Source organism: Streptomyces sp. NPDC030814 (assembly GCF_055572155.1).
Genome location: NZ_JBVIDX010000001.1, coordinates 305,910 through 325,323, shown reverse-complemented (window position 1 = coordinate 325,323; position 19,414 = coordinate 305,910). Strand labels below are relative to the sequence as shown.

Below are 19,414 nucleotides of genomic sequence, written 5' to 3'. Positions count from 1 at the left end.
CGCACCGGCCGCGTCACCGTCCGCCGGTGTGCGCCGAGTGGCCGTGCGTGTGGCCGAGGAGGGCCCGTTGACCGGGGGCGCGGCGGCTCGGTTCCCTGAACTCGGGGACGGGTGGGACGGCCCGACGGGGTCGCCGGTCCATGGGGCGGGGTGTGGGCGGTCGGGGGGTGTCGGGGTGCGGGAAGCGATGCGGTTCGAGGTGTTGGGGCCCCTGCGGGTGTGCCGGGGCGACGAGGAGCTGGACCTCGGTTTCCCCCAGCAGCGTGCCCTGCTCGCCCTGCTGGTGGTGCGGGCGGGCCGCCCGGTGCCCGCGGGCGAGATCGTCGACGTGCTCTGGCCCGGGCGACCGCCGGCCAGCGCGATGAACGTCGTACGGCGGTACGCCGGAGCGCTGCGGCGGCTCCTCGAACCGGATCTGCCGCCCCGCGCACCCGGGCGCCGCGTGCTGCGCCGCGCCGGCGGTTACCTGCTGGAGGCCACCGAGGACGAGGTGGACCTGCTGCGGTTCCGCGCGCTCACCAAGCGCGGCAAGCGGGCGGCGGCCACCGGGCGGTCCGAGGCGGCGCTACGGCACTTCGTGGACGCCCTGGGCGACTGGCACGGCCCGGTGGCGATGGGTATCCCCACGCCGGTCCGCGAGCACACCGAATTCGCCTCGTTGGAACGAGAGTTGGCCCGCACGGCGCGGATGGCCGCCGATGCCGCGCTGCTGTGCGGCGGCTCCGAGCTGGTCCTGCCGCATCTGCGGCGGGCCGTCGAACTCGACCCCCTGGACGAGTCGTCCCAGGCGGGTCTCATCATGGCCCTGGCCGCGTCCGGTCTCCAGGCGGAGGCGCTGACGGCGTACGAGCACGTACGGCGGCTGCTCGCCGGGGAGTTGGGCATCGCCCCCGGCCCGGAGCTGACTGCCGCCCACACCCGGGTGCTCCGCCAGGAGTGGGGGCCACTCCGGCCGACCGCACCAGGACAGACACTCCGGCCGACCGCACCAGGACAGCCGCTCCGGCCGCCCGTTCCCCTCCGCGACGCCCCCGTCGCCGCCCCGCCCTCCGGTGACCGCACACCCACGTCGGACACCGTCCCCGGGGCCGTCCCGGAATCGCCGTCCGTCCCCGTCCGCCCCGCCCAACTGCCGCCCGACCTGACGGCCTTCGTCGGCCGACGGGCGGAACTCGACACGCTGCTGCGGGTCACCGACTCGGCCGCCGCCGGGGCGCCCACGACCGTCCTGGTCAGTGGGATGCCCGGCATCGGCAAGACCACCCTCGCGGTGCACTGGGCGCACCGGGTCTCCCACCGGTTCCCGGACGGTCAACTCCACGTGGCGCTACGGGGGTTCGACAGGACGCGGCCCCCGCTGGAGCCCGCGGTGGCGCTGCGCGGGATGCTCGCCGCGCTCGGGGTGCCCGTCGCGCGGATGCCGGACGGGCCGGACTCGCTGGCCGGGCTCTACCGCAGCACGCTGGTCGGGCGGCGGGTGCTCGTGCTGCTCGACGACGCTGCGGACACCGAGCAGGTACGGCCGCTGCTGCCCGCCTGCCCGGGCAGCCTCACCCTGGTCACCAGCCGTCTCGCCCTGTCCGGACTGACCGCGTCGGGCGCCCGTCCGCTGCCCCTGGACCTGCCGTCGGCGGCGGACGCGCGTGCCGCCCTCGCACGCCGCGTGGGCCGGGGACGGGTGGCCGCCGAACCGGGGGCCGCCGCCGAGATCGTCGCGCGGTGCGGACGGCTGCCGTTGGCGCTGGCCGTGGTCGCCGCCCGCGCCGTCGGCCGTCCGGACTTCCCGCTCTCGGCGATCGCCGCCGAACTCCGGCACCCGGGGGACCGGCTCGACGCCTTCGCCGGCACGGGAGGGGCGCCCGGCATCCGCGGCGCCTTCGACTCCTCCTACCGCCGGCTGCCCCCGGAGAACGCCCGACTGTTCCGGCTGCTGTCGCTGCGCCCCGGCCCTGACCTCACCCCCGGCACCGCCGCCGCGCTGGCCGGCCTCCCGCCCCGCCGCACCCGGCTGCTGCTCGACGAACTCGCCGACGCCCACCTCGTCACGGAACACGCGCCCGGCCGCTACGTCCAGCACGACCTGCTGCGTCTCTTCGCCGCCGAGCTGACCGAGAGGTACGACTCCCCCACGGAACGCCGCGCCGCCCTCCACCGCCTCGGCCCCCACATGTCGCAGGGCGACCGTCCCTGAGGGGCTTTCCCATGATCCCCGGCGGGCGCACGACGCCGGGGATTACGGGACAGCCCTTGGTCACCAGCCAGGTGACCAGCCGTCGGCGACCGGCCACCGGTCACTCGGCACCGGTTGGCGGCACCCTCGGCAAGCCCCCTGCGGGCGCCGTCACTTCGCCGTCACTTTTTTTGCACCTCCTCCTTCCTACGCTCCGGGGGCAGTGACCGACGGTGTGTTCGAGCGGCCCGGGAGGCAGCCACAGATGATCTCCGACACCAGCGCTCTCGGGGCCCCGGCCCTGCGTATCGCCGTCCTCGACGAGGCGCCGGCCCGGCTGCCGGGTCAGGAACCGCCCCGCGCGGAGCCCTACAGGCTGACCGCGCGGACCGGTGGCGAGTATCTGTTCGTGGGGGTGTGCGGGACCGGCGCCCGCCCCGCCAAGCGCCTGCCGGACCTCGCCCTGGGGCCCGGCGACATCTGCTTCTACGACGCCGACGATCCGCCGTCACTGGAGTTCCCGGACCGCTTCCGGCTGAAGGTGTTCCTCCTACCGCGCGAGGCGATGGGGCTGGAGGAGCGCGATGTGCGGCGGGTTACGGCGGCACCGGTGGCCCGCGCCTCCCGGCTGGGTTCGCTGCTGTCGCCGTTCCTGTCCGAGCTGGCCGACTCGGCGGTCTCCGCCCGGCCGCTGGTCACCGAGATGCTCACCCGGAACGCGGTGAACCTGCTGGCCACCCTGGCCACGGAGCAGTTGGGCCGGGAGGCGGGCGGGCGGCCCGGCGGGCGGTCGCCGCTGGTGACACGGATCCTGCGGTTCATCGACGAGCATCTGGCCGACGCGGATCTGTCACCCGAGATGATCGCCGGGGCGCATCACATCTCGGTGCGCTATCTGCACAAGCTGTTCCAGGACGAGGGCACGACGGTGGGCCGGTGGATCCAGCGCCGCCGGCTGGAGGAGTGCCGGCGCGAACTGGAGCTCGGGGTCCGCGGGCGCCGCACGATCGCCTCGGTGGCGGGCCGTTGGGGCTTTCTCAGCGCCACGCACTTCAGCCGGGTGTTCCGGGCGGCGTACGGGATGTCCCCGAGCGAGTGGCGGGACGGCACAGGCCGGGGCGGGCGGGCCCTCTCCCGGTAGCGGCCCCTCTCCCGGTAGCGGCGGTGGGCGGCGGCCCAGGGTCGGGAACCACCGCCTGCGGGCACGGCCGTCAGGACGGCGGGCGGGTCCACCCGGCGTCGGAGGCCGCCAGGCGGAGGGCGGCGGCGCAGGTCGGCACGAGCAGGAGCAGGATCACGCCCAGGGTGGGGGTGAGTCCGGTGCACCGCAGCAGCAGGGCTCCGGCGAGGGCGCCGAGGAACATCGCGAGGACGGACAGGATCCGCCGCCCGGGCCGGGGCGCCACCCCTCCGGCGGAGGTGGAGTCGGCCGCCAGTCCCGTCAGGGTGAGGGTCAGCACGGTCGTGGTGAGGTCGGGGACGGCGAGGCGCCGTACGACCGCGTTCTGAAGCCCCATCGCGAGCCCGAGCAGCACGATCAGGGTGTAGCGCGGCGGGCCGCCGGCCCGGTCACCGTCGGAGAGGGCGGATGCGAGGACGGACGCGGCGGCGAGGACCGTCTGCGCCGCCACGGCGACGGCCGTCACCCTCCCGCGGTGGGCCGCGAACCGGGCGGCGACCTGGCCCCCGGCCAGCGCGCCGACGAGGAACGCGGCCATGGCGACGACGGACGCGAGCGCGGACAGCCCCTCGGCGCCCGCCAGGGCGAACCCCAGGAAGACCACGTTGCCGGTCATGTTGGCGACGAAGACATGGCCGAGCGCCAGATAGCTGACCGCGTCGACCACGCCGGTCACCACCGTGAGGGCCAGCAGGAGCGGCGGCAGCGGCCCGTGCCGGTCCCCCCGCGGCGGGACGAGCGTGCGGGCCGCGTCGGTCAACAGCTCACGCACGGCCCCGCACCCCCTCCGGCTCCGCCGAGGGGACCGGGCGGTGCAGCGCCGCCCGGGTGGCGAGCCCGGCGGCCGGGCCGAGCAGGACCGCGGCAACGGAGACCCACAGCGGCCACGGGCCGAGCCCGAGCAGGTGGTCGGCCGCCCAGCGGCCGGGGCCGGTGAGCGCCGACACGGCGCCCATGAGCACGAGGACGAGCGGGTACTCGTACCCGTCGTTCTGCACCCACAGCCCGTTGCGCCACTTGACGGTGCTCGCGACCGTCATGACCCCCATCACGGTCGTCGCCGCCAGGGGGGTGAGCAGTCCGGCCGCCAGGAACAGACCGGCGCCGAGCTGGCCGCCGCCCGCGGCGAGCGCGGTGAGCCGGCCGCCGCGGAAGCCGTCGCGGCGGAACTCCTCGGCTCCGCCGGCCAGCCCGCTCCCGCCCAGCAGGAAACTGACCTTCTGCACCCCGTGGCCGGCGATGAGGAGCCCGACCACCAGACGCAGGAGCAACAGTCCGGTGTCCATCACGTTCCCGCCCGTTCCCGACGTCCCTCGTGCTTCTCAGCCGGCCGCGTGGGCGCCGATGACGGCCTGCGCGTAGACGATGCCGAGGCCGTACGCGCCGGCGTGCTCCTTCACGACCTCCGTGGTGGGCCCGTACGTCTCCTCGCGTGCCCAGTCCCGCTGGAGCTCCAGCAGCACCTGCACCCAGGTCACGGGTACGGCGCCGGCCTGGATCATGCGCTGGACGGCGTGCTCGTGGGCCTGCGGGCTGACCCCGCCCGAGGCGTCGGTGACGACGTAGACCTCGTAGCCCTGGGCGAGCGCGGACAGCGCGGGCAGGACGACGCACACCTCGGTCCACAGACCGGCGATGACGAGCTTCTTGCGGCCGGTGGCCTTGACCGCCTCGACGAAGGCGACGTCCTCCCAGGCGTTCATCGTCGTACGGTCGACGATCTTGTGGTCGGGGAAGACGTCGGCGAGCTGCGGCAGGAGGGGACCCGAGAAGGACTCGGCGGCCACCGTGCTCAGTACCACAGGTACGTCGAAGACCCTGGCCGCCTTGGCCAGACCGACGGTCGCGTTGATGATCGCGGTGCGGTCGCCGCTGCCGGTGCCGAAGAACATCTGCGGCTGGTGGTCCACGAAGAGGACCGCGCAGTTGTCGGGCGTGAGGAGGTCCGGGCCGGGAGCCGCGGTGACCTCGTCGATGTCGACCATGGGGGGTGCCTTTCTGTCAGAGGGAGAAACAGGGGTCGAGAGCCGGGCCGTCGCCGGTCCCGGGCGCGAGTCCTCGCGCGGCGCGCCACTGCCGGTGCAGTGCGGACTCGGCGGCGGCCTCGCCCAGCAGTTCGGCCTGGCGGGCGCCCGACCGGCCGGTGCCGCCGGTGGCCTGGTAGCCACCGTGGTGGGCCACCGGGCTCCAGGCGGGGCTGACCGGCGGGAGTTCCTCGTCGAGGCCCTCGTACTCGGCGGCGGCGTGCACGATCCGCCCGCCGACGACGGTCAGGACGGACTCGATGTGCGCGATGTCCTTCTCGGGCACGGTGAAGTAGTCCTCGGTCAGCAGCGCGAGGTCGCCGAAGTACCCGGTGCGCAGCACCCCCTTGAGGTGCTCCTCACCGGTGAGCGCGGCGCCCGCCGTCGTGAACATCGCGAGCGCGGTGGCGCGGTCGACCCGGTTGGCGGGCGGGCGCAGGGCCAGGTCGCCGACGGTGCGGCCGCTGACCAGCCAGTGCAGGGCGACCCACGGGTTGTAGGTGGACACCCGGGTGGCGTCGGTGCCGGCGCCGACGGTGAGGCCGCGATCCAGCATGGCGCGGACCGGCGGGGCGGTCGCGGCGGCCTCGGGGCCGTAGCGGCGCAGGAACGCCTCACCCTGGAAGGACAGCCGGTTCTGCACGGACAGGGCTCCGCCGAGGGCGGCGATCCGGTCCAGGCTGCGGCCGGAGACGGTCTCCGCGTGGTCGAACAACCATCTGTTTCCGGCGGGGAAGAGCCCTTCGGCGGCGAGTTTCTCGAACACGGCGAGATCCCGTCGAATGGTCTCGTCATAGGTGGCGTGGAGCCTGAATCCCCAGCCGTTCTCCATCAGGAGACGTACGGCCTGCTCGAATTCCGTCTCGTAGTCCGCGGTGAGTTCCGGGCGCGGCTGGGTGAAGTTCTCGAAATCGGCGGCGGCCCAGGTGAGATTCTCGCCGGCCCCGTTGAGGCGGAGCCAGGCGTCGCCGTCCTCGGGGCGGACCGTCTCGGTCCAGCGGGCCAGATCGGCCGTTTCCTGGCCGGGGGTCTGCGGAAAGAGGTGATAGGCGATACGCAGGGACAGTTGTCCGGCCTCGGCGAGTTCTACGACGGTCCGGTAGTCGTCGGGGAAGTTCTGGAATCCGCCGGCGGCGTCGATGGCGGAGGTGAGTCCGAACCGGTTGAGTTCCTTGAGGAAGTGCCGGGTGGAGGTCTTCCTGTCCTCATCCTCCAGGGCAGGTGCCCTGGCGAGCGTCGAGTAGAGGATCAGGGCGCTGGGCGCGGCGAGCAGCATGCCCGTGGGCGCGCCGTCCCGGCCGCGGACGATCTGGCCGCCCCTGGGGTCGGGAGTGTCGCGGGTGTATCCGGCGGCCTTCAGCGCCGCGCGGTTGAGGATCGCCGACTGGTACAGGTGCAGGACGAACACCGGGGTGTCGGGCGCGGCATCGTTCAGTTCGGCGACGGTGGGCAGCCTGCGCTCGGCGAACTGCTCGGCCGACCAGCCGCCCACCACCCGTACCCACTGGCCCTTGGGGGTGCGGGCCGCCTGTTCGCGCAGCATGGCGAGGCCCTGGCGCAGGGTGGGGACGCCGTCCCAGCGCAGCTCCAGGACATAGCTGAGGCCGCCCCGGATGACATGCAGATGGGAGTCGTTGAGGCCGGGGACGGCGCGGCGACCGAGGGCGTCGACGACCCGGGTCCCCGGGCCGATGTGGGGCGCCACGTCGCGGTCGTCGCCGACGGCCGTGACGACCCCGGCGCGCACGGCGAGCGCCTCGGCCACCGGGCGGCTCCGGTCTCCGGTGTGGATCCTCGCGTTGCGGACGACGAGGTCCGCCGCGTCGTCGACGGCACGGGGCACCAGCCCACCGACCGGCATCGTGGACAACGGGTTCGACCTCCTGGGGAAATGGGGCGGGAGCGCATGAACGGCGTCCGCTCTCAAGCTATTTCGCCCCACCGCCCCCAGGTGACCCGGCAGTGCACGGAATTCGTACTCACAGCGCACTGTCCGTTGCCCGCTTCCCCTTCCCGTGCGCTGTGGGATAGGTCCCGGTGCGCTCATGGGCAATTCCCGCCCCATTCCCGGTCCTAGCGTGCAGGGCGACGTACCCGCACCACGCGCACAACACCATCGGGAGACATGCATGTCCGACACCGTCGAACCGGTACGGCCGGTCCTGGAACCGGCGGCCGCCGCCTTCGCCGAGGCGACGGCCAATCGCCCCTTCCTCTTCGAACTGCCGCCCGCGGAGGGCCGCAAGGCGGTCGACGAGGTGCAGTCCGGCGAGATCGAGAAGCCGGAGATCGACGAGGAGTGGATCACCGTCTCGGGCGGCCCGACGGGCAGCGTCAGGGCACGGATCGTGAAGCCCGCCGGCGCCGGGGGCACCCTGCCGGTGATCCTCTACATCCACGGCGCCGGCTGGGTGTTCGGCAACGCCCACACCCACGACCGCCTGGTCCGCGAACTGGCCGTCGGCGCGGGCGCCGCCGTGGTCTTCCCGGAGTACGACCTCTCCCCCGAGGCCCGCTACCCCGTCGCCATCGAGCAGAACTACGCCGTCGCCAAGTGGGTCGTGGAACAGGGCGCGTCGAAGGACCTGGACGGCACCCGGCTGGCCGTGGCCGGTGACTCGGTCGGCGGCAACATGACCGCCGCCCTGACCCTGATGGCCAAGGAGCGCGGGGATGTGCCCCTGGTCCAGCAGGTCCTCTTCTACCCGGTGACCGACGCGAACTTCGACACCGGCTCCTACCGCCGGTTCGCCGAGGGCTACTTCCTGCGCCGCGACGGCATGCGGTGGTTCTGGGACCAGTACACGACCGACGAGGCCGAGCGCGCCCGGATCACCGCGTCCCCGCTGCGCGCCACCACCGAGCAGCTGGCCGGGCTCCCTCCGGCGCTGGTCATCACCGGTGAGGCCGACGTCCTGCGTGACGAGGGCGAGGCGTACGCGGCCAAGCTCCGCGAGGCCGGCGTCCCGGTCACCGCCGTCCGTTTCCAGGGCATCATCCACGACTTCGTGATGCTCAACGCGCTGCGCGGCACCCATGCCGCCGAGGCCGCGATCACGCTGGCCACCGGCACCCTGCGCACCGCGCTGCACGCCGGCTGACCGACCCGCACCCAGAGAGAGGACCCTCATGTCCACCACACCCACCGCCCTCCTCGTGCACGGGGCCTTCGCCGACGCGTCCAGTTGGGCCGGCGTCGTCGAGGACCTCCAGAGCCACGACATCCCCGTCGTCGCCGTACCGAACCCGCTGCGGGGTCTGGCCTCCGACGCCGCGTACATCGCCTCCGCGGCCGCCCAGATCGACGGCCCCGTCGTCCTCGTCGGCCACTCCTACGGCGGCGCGCTCATCACCGTGGCGGGCGCGGCCGAGAACGTCGTCGGCCTGGTCTACGTGGCGGCGTACATCCCGGAGGAGGGCGAGAGCCTCGGCGAGTTGCAGGGGCGCTTCCCGCTGGCCCCGCTCGTCGCCAACCTGGTCGAGCGGACCTACCCCGTCGAGGGCGGGGAGCCCGGCGTCGAGGTCACCATCGCGCCGGACGCCTTCCCCGGCATCTTCGCCGCGGACGTCCCCGCCGAGGCGACCCGGATCCTCGCGGTGTCGCAGCGTCCGCTGGCGACCGCCGCGTTCACCGAGATCCCGCCGGTCGCCGCCTGGAAGACCCGGCCGTCCTGGGCCGTGGTCGCGGCGGCCGACGAGGCGATCAACCCCGAGGTCCAGCGCTTCGCGGCGAAGCGCGCGGGCTCCACCGTCACCGAACTGGAGGGGGCCTCCCACGCGGTGGCGGTCTCCCGCCCGAAGGACGTGGCGGCGGTCATCCGCGACGCGGTACACCTCACCAGCTGAACGACGTGTGCCCCGCACCCCTGTCAGGGGCGCGGGGCACACGTGCCACCGGGCTCAGGCCGTCACTCGTCCTCGGGCGCCAGCCGCAGCGAGATGCTGTTGATGCAGTACCGCTGATCCGTGGGGGTGGGATACCCCTCCCCCTCGAACACGTGCCCGAGGTGCGATCCGCATCGGGCGCAGCGGACCTCGGTCCGCACCATCCCGTACGAGCGGTCCTCGATCAGTTCCACCGCGTCGCTGTCCTTCGGGTCGTAGAAGGACGGCCATCCGCAGTGCGACGCGAACTTGGTGTCGGAGGTGAACAGCTCCGCGCCGCAGGCCCGGCACGAGTACACCCCCTTCGTCTTCGTGTCGGTGTACTCCCCGGTGAACGCCGGCTCCGTACCGGCCTGACGCAGCACCGCGTACTCCGCCGGGGTCAGCTCCGCGCGCCACTGCTCGTCCGGCTTGTCGACGTCGTACGGCATGAGTCTCAGCCCCTCACTGCGAAAGACGGTCCAGGATCCTCGGGCCCAGGTCGGTCACGTCACCCGCGCCCATGGTGAGAACGAGATCACCGGGCTTCGCCATTCCCGCGATCACCGCGGGCGCCTGCGCCTTGTCGTGGACGGCCGTGACCTCCGCGCCCGCCGCCCGCGCCGCGGCGATGATCAGCTCGCTGGTGACGCCCGGGATCGGGTCCTCACGGGCCGGGTAGATGTCGAGCACGACGGACGCGTCCGCGAGGGCGAGCGACTGCCCCATCTCGGTGCCCAGCTCCTGCGTCCGGGAGAACAGATGGGGCTGGAAGAGGACGAGGATGCGCGCGTCGCCGGCGGCGGCCCGCATCGCCTCCAGGTCCGCCGTCATCTCCGTCGGGTGGTGCGCGTAGGAGTCGATGACCTGCACCCCGGCTGCCTCGCCCTTCAGCTGCAACCGCCGCTTCACGCCGGTGTACGCCGCCAGCGCGGGCGCCAGCCCGTCCGCCGGGACACCCAGCGCTACGCCCGCGGCCAGGGCGGCGACCGCGTTGTGCGCGTAGTGCCGTCCGGGCACCGACACCGTGAAGGTGAGCTCCTGCCCGTCCAGCAGGACGGTGACCTCGCTCTTGAGTCCCTGGGGCACGACGGCGAGGACACGGACGTCGGCGTCCTCGCTCTCGCCGTACGTGACGACACGGACGCCCTCGACCCGGCGGGTCAGCTCCCGCGCGCCCTCGTGGTCCGCCGAGATCACCAGCGTGCCGCCCGGCACGATACGGCCGGCGAACGTCTCGAAGGACTCGTAGATCTCGTCCATGGACGCGTAGTTGGCGTGGTGGTCCAGCTCCACGTTGAGGACGATCGCGACCTCGGGGGCGTACTTGTGGAAGCTGCGGTCGCTTTCGTCCGCCTCGGCCACGAAGATGTCGCCGTCGCCGTGCAGGGCGTTGGAGCCGGGCGCGTCGAGGTCGCCGCCGATGGCGTACGACGGGTTCAGGCCCAGCTCGGTCAGCGACACGGCGAGCATGGAGGTGGTGGTGGTCTTGCCATGGGTGCCGGCCACCGCGATCGGGCGCAGCCCGTCCATCAGCCGGGCGAGCGCGTCCGACCGGTGGACGACCGGGATGCCCAGCTCGGCCGCGCGGGCCAGCTCCGGGTTGTCCGCGCGGATCGCCGAGGACACGACCACGCACGTCGCGTCGTCGGCGAGGTGCTCAGCCGCGTGGCCGATGTGCACGGTCGCGCCCAGCGCCCGCAGCGCCTGCGCCGTCTCCGACTCCTTGGCGTCGCTCCCCGCCACCTTGGCGCCGCGCTGGGCCAGGATCTTCGCGATCCCCGACATCCCGGCCCCGCCGATCCCGATGAAGTGCGGTCGGTCCATGGCGGTAGGAAGGCCGGGTGCCATGTGTGTTCTCCCAGTACTGGTACGGCAAAGGTCCAGGGCAACCCTATGCCCATACGCCCCCGCGAACGCCAGGGACCACCGGACACGCCCCTACGCCCGGCTGTGGGAGAACAGCTTCAGCACCGGCACCCCCACCTTGTGCCGCGCCCGGGACGCCCAGTCGCGGTGGAAGAACTCCTCCACGTAGTGCGGGTCGGTCAGTACCAGCACCTCATCGGCCTCGACCTCCTCCACCAGGGACTTCAGCGCGTCCAGCGGGTGGTCCTCGATCAGCCGCCCCTGCGCCTCGCTCCCCGCCCCCCGCAGCGCCTGCAGGGACACCTCCAGAGCCCGTTCCCCCTCGTCGAGGGCCTGTTCCCCCTCCGGGGTCTCCCCCTCGCGTGCCGCCTCGTCCAGCTCGCCGAGGGCGAGGTCGTCGATGGCCCGCAGCAACCGGTCGGCCTGGTTGCCCCGCGGCTGGAGCAGCACGTGGAAAGAGGCCGGCTCGTCGCCGTGGAGGGTCGTGACGAACTCCACGTCCGCGGACGTCAGAGCCTTCTCAATCATCAAAACGCTCGTGAACGACACCACAGGCGCCCTTCTTCCGGGAGGACCTGGCGGCCCTCGCTCCTCAGGGATCTAGTGTGCCCGGCGAGAACTAAACGGAACGGGTGGTTCCGCCCGCTCTCACGTACGACGGTAACGACCGAACAGGAACCCGGCCTCTTCCAGCAACGACACCAGCTCGAACCGCTTGGGCACCGCCACCGAGGGGCCGCCGGCGATCCGCTGGGCGTCCCCCGCGGTGAGCATCGGCGACACGGTGAGGCACAGCTCGTCGAGGACGCCGGCCGCGATCAGCTGCCCGAGGACGCGCGGTCCGCCCTCGGTGAGCAGCCGGGTCAGCCCCAGGTCGGCGAGGGCCCGGACGGCGCGCGCGGGGTCGACGCCCATGCCGTCCCCGGCGATCACCACCCGTACGCCCGCCTTCTCGGCGGCGGCCACCCGGTCGGGCGGGGCGGCGGCCCCGGTCAGCAGGAGGGTGGGGGTGAGCGGCGAGGTGAACAGGGGGAGCGAGAAGTCGAGGTCCAGTCCGGCGCTGACCACCGCGACGGCCGGGGCCGGGGTCTGTCCGGCCGCCCGCCGGGCCTCGGCGAACGCCTCGCGCGCGCGTGCCGGACGGTAGCCCTCCAGGCGTACCGTTTCGGCGCCGACGATCACCACGTCCGCGAGCCCCCGCAAAGTGCCGAAGATCCGCATGTCGGCGTCGCTGGAGATCGGCTGCGAACGCCCGCCGTGCTGGGCGGCCCCGTCCAGCGTCGAGACCATGTTGGCCCGCAGCCACGGCTCGGGGCCGGCCGGCCCCGGCGCGGGATAGGCGTACGCCGCCGCCAGCTCCTCCAGGCTCCACTCCCGGTCGACGGAGCCGCCGCCCGGCGCCCGGCCTGCGGCCGCCGCCGCGCTCTCACCGGCCTCGTCCGGGGTCGGGGCCGCTGTCTCTTCGGTCACAGGGAACAGGCGTCGCATGTCGTGCAGTGTGGCACGGCCTTTAGACTCGGTAACCGTGTCGTCGTCCTCCGCCGCCGTGTCCGCCCCCGGCCCCATAGCCGATACGGCTCCGCTGTCCCTGTGCGCCCGCGAGCCCCATGTCCCCGCCGACCGGCTCGTCGCCGAGATGGTGCCGCCGCCGCGCTTCGACTCGGTGCGCTTCGACACGTACATCCCCGACCCGAACCAGCCCAGCCAGACCGAGGCCGTCCAGGTCCTCAGCGGCTTCGCGGCCGGTCTCGGCGGCGCCCACGCGACCGGCGCCGGCAAGCGGGGCCTCTTCGGCCTCGGCAGGGCGAAGGCCCCGAAGGCCCCCTCGGGCCCGCGCGGTGTCTACCTGGACGGCGGCTACGGCGTCGGCAAGACCCATCTGCTGGCCTCCCTGTGGCACGCGACCCCGGCCGAACCCGCGCTCAAGGCGTTCGGCACGTTCGTGGAGCTGACCAACCTGGTCGGCGCGCTCGGCTTCCAGAAGACGGTCCAGACCCTCTCCGGGCACCGCCTGCTGTGCATCGACGAGTTCGAACTGGACGATCCGGGCGACACCGTCCTCGTGTCGACCCTGCTCGGCAAGCTGGTGGACGCGGGCGTCGCCCTGGCCGCCACGTCGAACACCCTTCCGGGCAAGCTCGGTGAGGGCCGGTTCGCGGCGGCCGACTTCCTCCGGGAGATCCAGGGCCTGTCCGCCCACTTCCGCGCCCTGCGCATCGACGGCGAGGACTACCGCCACCGCGGTCTGCCCGAGGCGCCGCCTCCGTTCTCCGACGAGCAGGTCACGAAGACGGCGTACGCCACCGAGGGCGCCTCGCTCGACGACTTCCCGCATCTGCTGGAGCACCTCGCGCGTGTGCACCCCAGCCGGTACGGCGCTCTCACGGACGGCCTGACGGCGGTGTGCCTGACAGACGTTCAGCCCGTCCCGGACCAGTCGACCGCCCTGCGGCTCGTGGTGCTGGCCGACCGGCTGTACGACCGCGAGGTCCCCGTGCTCGCCTCGGGGCAGCCCTTCGACCGGCTGTTCAGCGAGGAGATGCTGAAGGGCGGCTACCGGAAGAAGTACTTCCGAGCCATCTCCCGGCTCACCGCCCTCGCCCGCGACGCGGGACGACTCGCCGGGCACTGAGCCCCAGCAGCACGCCCCCACCCCTCACCGGGAGGAACTCCCCCAGGTCAAGGGGCTTTTCCGGCCATCCTGCCCACGCTTTTCAGGCTCTCTTCAGCTCGAAACGTTAAGTTAACCCTGCAAACAACTTTGCAGGGTTAACGTGTTTCTTGACCAGCGGTTGACCATTGGTTGACCAAGTCGTACAACTGCTGGCGCACGGGAGACATGACGAACTGGCAGTGGGGAGGCTCATGTTGCGAGGTACGACGCCCCGGACCGTCATCACGGCCCTAGCCGCCGTCCTGCTCGCCCTGCAGTTCTTCACTCCCACCGCTTCCTTCGCATCCGCGCACACATTCGGTCACGTCAAGGCCAAAACCGTGCCCGGAAAGGCCCTCAAGGCCGAACCCGTACGTGACCCGGCCGTCACCCACCGCGCGTGCGGTCACCCCGAGGACCCGACCGGTCCCTTCCGCACCCGTGACCGGCACCGCGCCACCGCCCACGCCGCTCCCGGAGCGCCCATACGCCCGCTGTCGGGGGAGAACCCGACGGCCGCCGGCGAACCCGGACAGCCCTCGGCCCGGCACCACCGACAGTCGAGATCCCGCACGGCCCACACCCCGGCCGCCCTCCAGGTCTTCCGCTGCTGAGTGCACGGAGCCCGCTTCCCCCCACATCTGTCGTGCAAGCCCGACGCGCCGCCGTGGCGCGCCAGGAGGAGTCACCACATCATGCAGCCCCTCATCGACAACGCCCGTACCTTCGGACAGCGCCCTGAGGAGTTCGCCAGGCTGGCCGAGGGCCAGTCCCCCGAGGTCCTGTTCATCACCTGCTCCGACTCGCGGGTCGTCCCGGCCCTGATCACGGGCGCCCGCCCCGGCGAGCTCTTCGAACTGCGGACCGCCGGCAACATCGTCCCCCCGTACACGTCGGACCGCCCCAGCGGTGAGACGGCCACCATCGAGTACGCCGTGGAGGTGCTCGGCGTCAGCGACATCGTGGTCTGCGGCCACTCGCACTGCGGCGCCGTCGGCGCGCTGGTGCGCGGGGACGACCTCGACGCCGTCCCCGCCGTACGCGACTGGCTCACCCACGCCACCCCGCGCCCCGAGGGCGCGGTCGAGGACCCCACCGTCGCCGACGGCGTGCAGAACCACGTCCTGAGCCAGCTGCTGCGGCTGCGCTCCTACCCTTGCGTGGAAAAGCGCCTCGCCGACGGCCGGCTGCGGCTGCGCGGCTGGTACTACGAGGTCCACACCGGAGCCGTGCGCGAACACCGCGCGGACACCGACACGTTCGAGACGCTGTGAGCGGCGGGCCGGTGTCTTCGATGAACTCCTCGACCTCCCCCACCTCCAAGTTCCCCTACATACGCCAGGACTTCGGTGCCTCGCTGGTCGTCTTCCTGGTCGCCCTGCCGCTGTGCGTGGGCGTGGCCGTCGCCTCCGGGGTGCCGGCCGAGCTCGGCCTGATCACCGGCATCGTGGGCGGCATCGTCGCCGGTCTGATGCCCGGCAGCAGTCTGCAGGTCTCCGGCCCGGCGGCCGGCCTGACCGTGCTGGTCTTCGAGGCGGTGCGCCAGTTCGGCCTCCCCGCGCTCGGCGTGATCGTGCTCGCCGCCGGCCTGCTCCAGCTCGCCATGGGCGCGCTGAAGCTGGGCCGCTGGTTCCGCGCGATATCCGTGTCCGTGGTCGAGGGCATGCTGGCCGGTATCGGTCTCGTGATCATCGCCGGCCAGCTGTACGCGGCGGCGGGTCTCAAGGCCCCGGCCTCCGGCCTCGACAAGATCACGGGCCTGCCCGGGGCCTTCGTCGAGGCCGTGGGCAGCACCACCGCCCTCGCCTCCCTCGCGCTCGGCGCGGGCACCATCGCCGTGATGGTGCTGTGGCAGCGGCTGCCCAAGAAGGTCCAGGTCGTGCCCGGCGCGCTGGCGGCGGTCGTCCTCGCCACCGTCGTGACCCTGGCCTTCGGCCTGCCGGTCGCCAAGGTCGAGGTGAAGGGTCTGCTGGACTCCGTCCAGCCGCCCGGACTCGACGCCTTCGGCGGGCTGGCCGATGTGGCGCTGATCGGCACGATCCTCGCCTTCACGCTCATCGCCTCCGCCGAGAGCCTGTTCAGCGCGGCGGCGGTGGACCGGCTGCACGACGGGCCACGCACCGAGTACGACAAGGAGCTGATGGCCCAGGGCGCCGGCAACACGGTGTGCGGTCTGCTGGGCGCGCTGCCGATGACCGCGGTCATCGTGCGCAGCTCCGCCAATGTGCACGCCGGTGCCAGGACCAAGGCGTCCCGGGTCCTGCACGGCGTCTGGCTGCTGCTCTTCGCCGCGCTGCTGCCGGGGGCCCTCGCGCTGATCCCGCTGCCGGCCCTGGCCGGCATCCTCGTCCACGCGGGCTGGAAACTGATCCCGTTCCGCGCGGTGGTCTCGCTGTGGCGGGGCCACCGGGGCGAGGCGCTGATCCTGGTGACGACGGCCGTGTCGATCGTCGCGGTGAACATGTTCGAGGGCGTCCTGATCGGTCTGGCCCTCGCGGTCGTCAAGACGGCGTGGGAGGCCTCGCACATCAAGCTGGAGGTCATCGACAAGGGCGCCGGCCCCGTCCAGGCCTACCTGTCCGGCAACGCCACCTTCCTGCGCCTGCCGAAGATCCTCGACAGCCTGGAGTCGCTGCCCCAGGACCGCCCCGTCGAGCTCCACCTCTCCGGTCTGCACCACCTCGACCACGCCTGCCGCACCGCCCTGGAGAACTGGGCGGAACGGCACAGCGCGACCGGCACCGAACCGGTGAGGATGACGGGCCCGGAGCCGCAGAAGGTCGCCTCGGCGGCGCCCTGACCCTCCGGTCCCACCAGGCGGGCGGCGGTCCTCGCAGGCCGTCCCCGTCCCGGGGCCCCGGTCCCCGCGACCGGGGCGCCACCCGTGTCCGGCCCCCGGCGAACGACAGTCGCCCAAGCCCTCACCCGAAGGCATATCGTGGTATTCGCGTGGATATGCGCCGACTTCAGATGGACGACGGCTGAGCGGGGCCGGGGGGCGGTCGTCACGGTCGACTCGAAGGGGCGGTCGTCATGGGCGAAGCACTCATCGCGGCAGCCGCGGCCCTCGCGGCCGGCGCTGCCGTCTACGTCGCGGCGGCGGCCCGCGTCATCAAGCAGTACGAACGCGGCGTCGTCTTCCGCCTCGGCCGTCTCCTCGGCACCCCCAGGCCGCCCGGGTTCACCATGGTCGTCCCCGGCATCGACCGCATCCGCAAGGTGAACATGCAGATCGTGACGATGCCCGTGCCGGCCCAGGAGGGCATCACCCGCGACAACGTGACGGTCCGCGTGGACGCGGTCGTGTACTTCAAGGTCGTCGACCCGGCCGGCGCGGTCGTCCGGGTCGAGGACTACCGCTTCGCCGTCTCCCAGATGGCGCAGACCTCCCTGCGCTCGATCATCGGCAAGAGCGACCTCGACGATCTGCTGTCCAACCGCGAGAAGCTCAACCAGGGCCTGGAGCTGATGATCGACAGCCCCGCCGTGGAGTGGGGCGTCACCATCGACCGCGTCGAGATCAAGGACGTCTCCCTCCCCGACACGATGAAGCGGTCGATGGCCCGCCAGGCCGAGGCCGACCGGGAACGCCGGGCCCGCATCATCAACGCGGACGCCGAGCTGCAGGCGTCGAAGAAGCTGGCGGAAGCGGCCCACCAGATGGCCGAGGCGCCCTCCGCCCTCCAGCTGCGCCTGCTCCAGACGGTGATGGCGGTGGCCGCGGAGAAGAACTCGACCCTGGTCCTCCCCATCCCGGTGGAGCTCCTGCGCTTCCTGGAGCGCGGCCACCCCGAACAGGAGGGTCCCGAGGCCCGGCGCCCATCGGAGTCAGCCGCCCCTGCCCAGAGCCCACCAGAATCGGCCACCCCCACGGAACTCCAGGGGCCACCAGGATCAGCAACCCCTGCCGAACTCCAGGGCCCGCCCGGGTCCACCGCCGCTCTCCCGCCCCACCGGACCCCGGACACCCCACCGGTCGCCCCCGATCTCCCACCCGTCACACCCGACAACCCCACGCCGCCAGGGTGATACGTGCGGAACACCTTCTACGCGCGTGGTTCACGCAGCCGTACCCCCGTGATACACACAGGCGGGTCACATCCTGTCCGCCAACAGGAAGGTTGTCCCGTGTCAGTGACTCGACGTCAGGCCCTGGCCCGTACCGGTGCGCTGGGAGCAGGCATCGCGTTCTCCGGAGCCCTGTCCGAACTCTTCGCGGGCACTGCGGCCGCGCAGAGCGACCTCGGCCACACCGGCTACGGCCCGCTGATTCCCGACCCGAACGGCCTGCTCGACCTGCCGAAAGGTTTCCGCTATCGGGTGCTCTCCCGCGAGGGCGACCCGCTCCGTTCCGGCGAGGGCCTCGTCCCCAGCAACCACGACGGCATGTCCGCCTTCGCCGGCAGACACGGCCGCGTCCATCTGGTCCGCAACCACGAGAACCGCCACACCGGCCGTATCCCGGTCCCCACCATCGAGGGTCTCACCTACGACCCGGCCGGCAAGGGCGGCTGTACGGCCCTGACGCTGGACGCCCGCGGCAACGTCCTCGCCGAACGCGTCGCCATCGCCGGCACCGCCGTCAACTGCGCGGGGGGTCCGACCCCGTGGGGCACCTGGCTGACCTGCGAGGAGACCGAGAACAAGGCCGGCACCAACGGCTACACCAAGGACCACGGCTTCATCTTCGAGGTCGACCCGGCCGACCCGCACCGCTCCGGCGCCGTGCCGCTCACCGCGATGGGCCGTTTCCAGCACGAGGCGATCGCGGTCGACCCGGGGCGCGGCGTCGTCTACGAGACGGAGGACGCCTTCGAGCGGCCCTTCGGCCTGTTCTACCGCTTCCTCCCCGACCGGCCGAAGGGCGGCCCGGGTTCCCTGCGCGCGGGCGGCCGTCTGCAGGCGATGCGGGTGCCCGGCGTCCCCGACCTGTCCTCCATCCAGGAGACGGGCGCCTGCTTCGAGAAGATCGAATGGGTGGACGTCCCGGACCCCCTGGCCACCACGACGGCCATCCGCCACCAGGACTTCGGCCCCCAGGGCATCACCCACGCCCAGAAGCTGGAGGGCTGCTACTGGGGCGGCCGCTGCGTCTACTTCGTCTCGTCCTTCGCCCGCAGCGCGGACGGCTCCGCCGCCGACCACTACGGCCAGATCTGGCGCTACGACCCCGACCACCGCACCCTCACCCTGGTGATCGTCTTCGGCCCTGACACCGACATCCAGCTCCCCGGCGAGTCCCCCGACAACATCTGCCTCGCCCCGAGCGGCGGCCTCATGGTCTGCGAGGACGGCAACGGCGCCCAGCACGTCTACGGCGTCACCCGCCGCGGCGAGGTCTATGCCATGGCCCGCAACGCCCAGAACATCGGCACGCCCACGGAACCCGAGTGGGGCGAGTTCGCGGGCGTCACGTTCTCCCCCGACGGCCGCACGATGTACGTCAACTGCTACACACCGGGAACGACCTTCGCGGTGACGGGGCCGTGGCGCCGTACGTGACGTGACAGGCCGCTGCGACGGACGGAAGAGAGGGCGGACACCCGCGGGCGTCCGCCCTCTCTCGCATGGCCACGACAGTCCTCTCCCGCGGCCGACCCGACGCACAGCGACAGCGTGCGTCCCTCCGCTCATGGTTCCGCCCCGGTCGGCCG

Annotated in this window: 18 protein-coding genes; 10 read left to right on the top strand and 8 right to left on the bottom strand. The window is 72.7% G+C overall.

What is annotated here, in order from left to right:
* The first annotated feature begins 187 nt into the window (after positions 1-187).
* Both ACZ43N_RS01350 and ACZ43N_RS01345 read left to right on the top strand, forming a co-directional pair.
* A complete protein-coding gene (locus ACZ43N_RS01350) occupies positions 188-2,191 on the top strand; it encodes an AfsR/SARP family transcriptional regulator (RefSeq protein WP_468094276.1) in 2,004 nt (667 codons plus the stop codon).
* Between the two features lie 244 nt (positions 2,192-2,435).
* Complete coding sequence (locus ACZ43N_RS01345; protein WP_468094275.1) at positions 2,436-3,311, top strand: helix-turn-helix domain-containing protein; 876 nt, start codon at positions 2,436-2,438, stop codon at positions 3,309-3,311.
* A 70-nt stretch (positions 3,312-3,381) separates the two neighbouring features.
* Here the strand turns inward: ACZ43N_RS01345 and ACZ43N_RS01340 are convergent, their stop codons facing one another.
* Genes ACZ43N_RS01340 through ACZ43N_RS01325 form a run of 4 tightly spaced genes read right to left on the bottom strand, consistent with a single transcriptional unit; the run spans position 3,382 to position 7,235 of the window.
* Positions 3,382-4,122 (bottom strand): YoaK family protein, encoded by a 741-nt coding sequence (locus ACZ43N_RS01340; RefSeq protein ID WP_468094274.1) that lies wholly within the window; start codon positions 4,120-4,122, stop codon positions 3,382-3,384.
* Positions 4,115-4,636 carry a DoxX family protein gene (locus ACZ43N_RS01335; RefSeq protein WP_468094273.1) on the bottom strand — a complete coding sequence of 174 codons (522 nt, stop codon included), beginning with the start codon at positions 4,634-4,636 and terminating at the stop codon, positions 4,115-4,117. Before ACZ43N_RS01335 ends, ACZ43N_RS01340 begins: the two co-directional genes overlap by 8 nt.
* A gap of 36 nt (positions 4,637-4,672) precedes the next feature.
* On the bottom strand, positions 4,673-5,335 hold the full coding sequence (locus ACZ43N_RS01330) for a hydrolase (protein WP_468094272.1): 663 nt from the start codon (positions 5,333-5,335) through the stop codon (positions 4,673-4,675).
* Between the two features lie 16 nt (positions 5,336-5,351).
* Positions 5,352-7,235 carry an amidohydrolase gene (locus ACZ43N_RS01325; protein WP_468094671.1) on the bottom strand — a complete coding sequence of 628 codons (1,884 nt, stop codon included), beginning with the start codon at positions 7,233-7,235 and terminating at the stop codon, positions 5,352-5,354.
* A 268-nt stretch (positions 7,236-7,503) separates the two neighbouring features.
* Between ACZ43N_RS01325 and ACZ43N_RS01320 the strand changes: the two genes are divergently transcribed.
* Both ACZ43N_RS01320 and ACZ43N_RS01315 read left to right on the top strand, forming a co-directional pair.
* Positions 7,504-8,475 (top strand): alpha/beta hydrolase, encoded by a 972-nt coding sequence (locus ACZ43N_RS01320; protein ID WP_468094271.1) that lies wholly within the window; start codon positions 7,504-7,506, stop codon positions 8,473-8,475.
* 28 nt (positions 8,476-8,503) lie between these two features.
* Complete coding sequence (locus tag ACZ43N_RS01315; RefSeq protein ID WP_468094270.1) at positions 8,504-9,220, top strand: alpha/beta fold hydrolase; 717 nt, start codon at positions 8,504-8,506, stop codon at positions 9,218-9,220.
* Positions 9,221-9,282: 62 nt separating this feature from the next.
* Here ACZ43N_RS01315 and msrB read toward each other — a convergent pair whose 3' ends face one another.
* The 4 genes from msrB to ACZ43N_RS01295 all read right to left on the bottom strand — a co-directional run bounded on the left by msrB (position 9,283) and on the right by ACZ43N_RS01295 (position 12,595).
* Positions 9,283-9,690: a peptide-methionine (R)-S-oxide reductase MsrB gene (gene msrB / locus ACZ43N_RS01310; RefSeq protein WP_468094269.1), complete on the bottom strand. Its 408-nt coding sequence runs from the start codon at positions 9,688-9,690 to the stop codon at positions 9,283-9,285.
* 13 nt (positions 9,691-9,703) lie between these two features.
* Positions 9,704-11,089, bottom strand: coding sequence for a UDP-N-acetylmuramate--L-alanine ligase (murC, locus tag ACZ43N_RS01305; RefSeq protein ID WP_468094268.1), 1,386 nt, complete (start codon positions 11,087-11,089; stop codon positions 9,704-9,706).
* Positions 11,090-11,179: 90 nt separating this feature from the next.
* On the bottom strand, positions 11,180-11,635 hold the full coding sequence (locus ACZ43N_RS01300) for an indole-3-glycerol phosphate synthase (RefSeq protein ID WP_468094267.1): 456 nt from the start codon (positions 11,633-11,635) through the stop codon (positions 11,180-11,182).
* A gap of 120 nt (positions 11,636-11,755) precedes the next feature.
* Positions 11,756-12,595: a pyrimidine reductase family protein gene (locus tag ACZ43N_RS01295; protein ID WP_468094266.1), complete on the bottom strand. Its 840-nt coding sequence runs from the start codon at positions 12,593-12,595 to the stop codon at positions 11,756-11,758.
* Between ACZ43N_RS01295 and zapE the strand changes: the two genes are divergently transcribed.
* The 6 genes from zapE (at position 12,594) to ACZ43N_RS01265 (ending at position 19,262) form a co-directional block, all read left to right on the top strand.
* Positions 12,594-13,739 carry a cell division protein ZapE gene (zapE, locus tag ACZ43N_RS01290; RefSeq protein ID WP_468094265.1) on the top strand — a complete coding sequence of 382 codons (1,146 nt, stop codon included), beginning with the start codon at positions 12,594-12,596 and terminating at the stop codon, positions 13,737-13,739. The two genes, ACZ43N_RS01295 and zapE, sit on opposite strands and share 2 nt — an antisense overlap.
* 233 nt (positions 13,740-13,972) lie before the next feature.
* Entirely contained in the window at positions 13,973-14,374 is a 402-nt protein-coding gene (locus tag ACZ43N_RS01285; protein WP_468094264.1) for a hypothetical protein, read from the top strand.
* Between the two features lie 81 nt (positions 14,375-14,455).
* Positions 14,456-15,034, top strand: a complete 579-nt coding sequence (locus ACZ43N_RS01280) for a carbonic anhydrase (protein ID WP_468094263.1) — start codon at positions 14,456-14,458, stop codon at positions 15,032-15,034.
* A 20-nt stretch (positions 15,035-15,054) separates the two neighbouring features.
* A complete protein-coding gene (locus ACZ43N_RS01275; protein ID WP_468094262.1) occupies positions 15,055-16,560 on the top strand; it encodes a SulP family inorganic anion transporter in 1,506 nt (501 codons plus the stop codon).
* Positions 16,561-16,793: 233 nt separating this feature from the next.
* Positions 16,794-17,789: a slipin family protein gene (locus tag ACZ43N_RS01270; protein ID WP_468094261.1), complete on the top strand. Its 996-nt coding sequence runs from the start codon at positions 16,794-16,796 to the stop codon at positions 17,787-17,789.
* Between the two features lie 105 nt (positions 17,790-17,894).
* The gene (locus ACZ43N_RS01265; protein ID WP_468094260.1) at positions 17,895-19,262 is read left to right on the top strand and encodes a PhoX family protein; all 1,368 of its coding nucleotides are present in this window, start codon (positions 17,895-17,897) and stop codon (positions 19,260-19,262) included.
* Positions 19,263-19,414: the final 152 nt, after the last annotated feature.

Excerpts from the sequence above, each read along its gene's own strand:
- ACZ43N_RS01350 (WP_468094276.1), top strand. The coding sequence starts at position 188 with ATGCGGTTCGAGGTGTTGGGGCCCCTGCGGGTGTGCCGGGGCGACGAG.
- ACZ43N_RS01345 (WP_468094275.1), top strand. The coding sequence starts at position 2,436 with ATGATCTCCGACACCAGCGCTCTCGGGGCCCCGGCCCTGCGTATCGCC.
- ACZ43N_RS01335 (WP_468094273.1), bottom strand. The coding sequence starts at position 4,636 with ATGGACACCGGACTGTTGCTCCTGCGTCTGGTGGTCGGGCTCCTCATC.
- ACZ43N_RS01330 (WP_468094272.1), bottom strand. The coding sequence starts at position 5,335 with ATGGTCGACATCGACGAGGTCACCGCGGCTCCCGGCCCGGACCTCCTC.
- ACZ43N_RS01325 (WP_468094671.1), bottom strand. The coding sequence starts at position 7,235 with ATGCCGGTCGGTGGGCTGGTGCCCCGTGCCGTCGACGACGCGGCGGAC.
- ACZ43N_RS01320 (WP_468094271.1), top strand. The coding sequence starts at position 7,504 with ATGTCCGACACCGTCGAACCGGTACGGCCGGTCCTGGAACCGGCGGCC.
- ACZ43N_RS01315 (WP_468094270.1), top strand. The coding sequence starts at position 8,504 with ATGTCCACCACACCCACCGCCCTCCTCGTGCACGGGGCCTTCGCCGAC.
- msrB (WP_468094269.1), bottom strand. The coding sequence starts at position 9,690 with ATGCCGTACGACGTCGACAAGCCGGACGAGCAGTGGCGCGCGGAGCTG.
- murC (WP_468094268.1), bottom strand. The coding sequence starts at position 11,089 with ATGGCACCCGGCCTTCCTACCGCCATGGACCGACCGCACTTCATCGGG.
- ACZ43N_RS01300 (WP_468094267.1), bottom strand. The coding sequence starts at position 11,635 with ATGATTGAGAAGGCTCTGACGTCCGCGGACGTGGAGTTCGTCACGACC.
- zapE (WP_468094265.1), top strand. The coding sequence starts at position 12,594 with ATGTCGTGCAGTGTGGCACGGCCTTTAGACTCGGTAACCGTGTCGTCG.
- ACZ43N_RS01295 (WP_468094266.1), bottom strand. The coding sequence starts at position 12,595 with ATGCGACGCCTGTTCCCTGTGACCGAAGAGACAGCGGCCCCGACCCCG.
- ACZ43N_RS01285 (WP_468094264.1), top strand. The coding sequence starts at position 13,973 with ATGTTGCGAGGTACGACGCCCCGGACCGTCATCACGGCCCTAGCCGCC.
- ACZ43N_RS01280 (WP_468094263.1), top strand. The coding sequence starts at position 14,456 with ATGCAGCCCCTCATCGACAACGCCCGTACCTTCGGACAGCGCCCTGAG.
- ACZ43N_RS01275 (WP_468094262.1), top strand. The coding sequence starts at position 15,055 with ATGAACTCCTCGACCTCCCCCACCTCCAAGTTCCCCTACATACGCCAG.
- ACZ43N_RS01270 (WP_468094261.1), top strand. The coding sequence starts at position 16,794 with ATGGGCGAAGCACTCATCGCGGCAGCCGCGGCCCTCGCGGCCGGCGCT.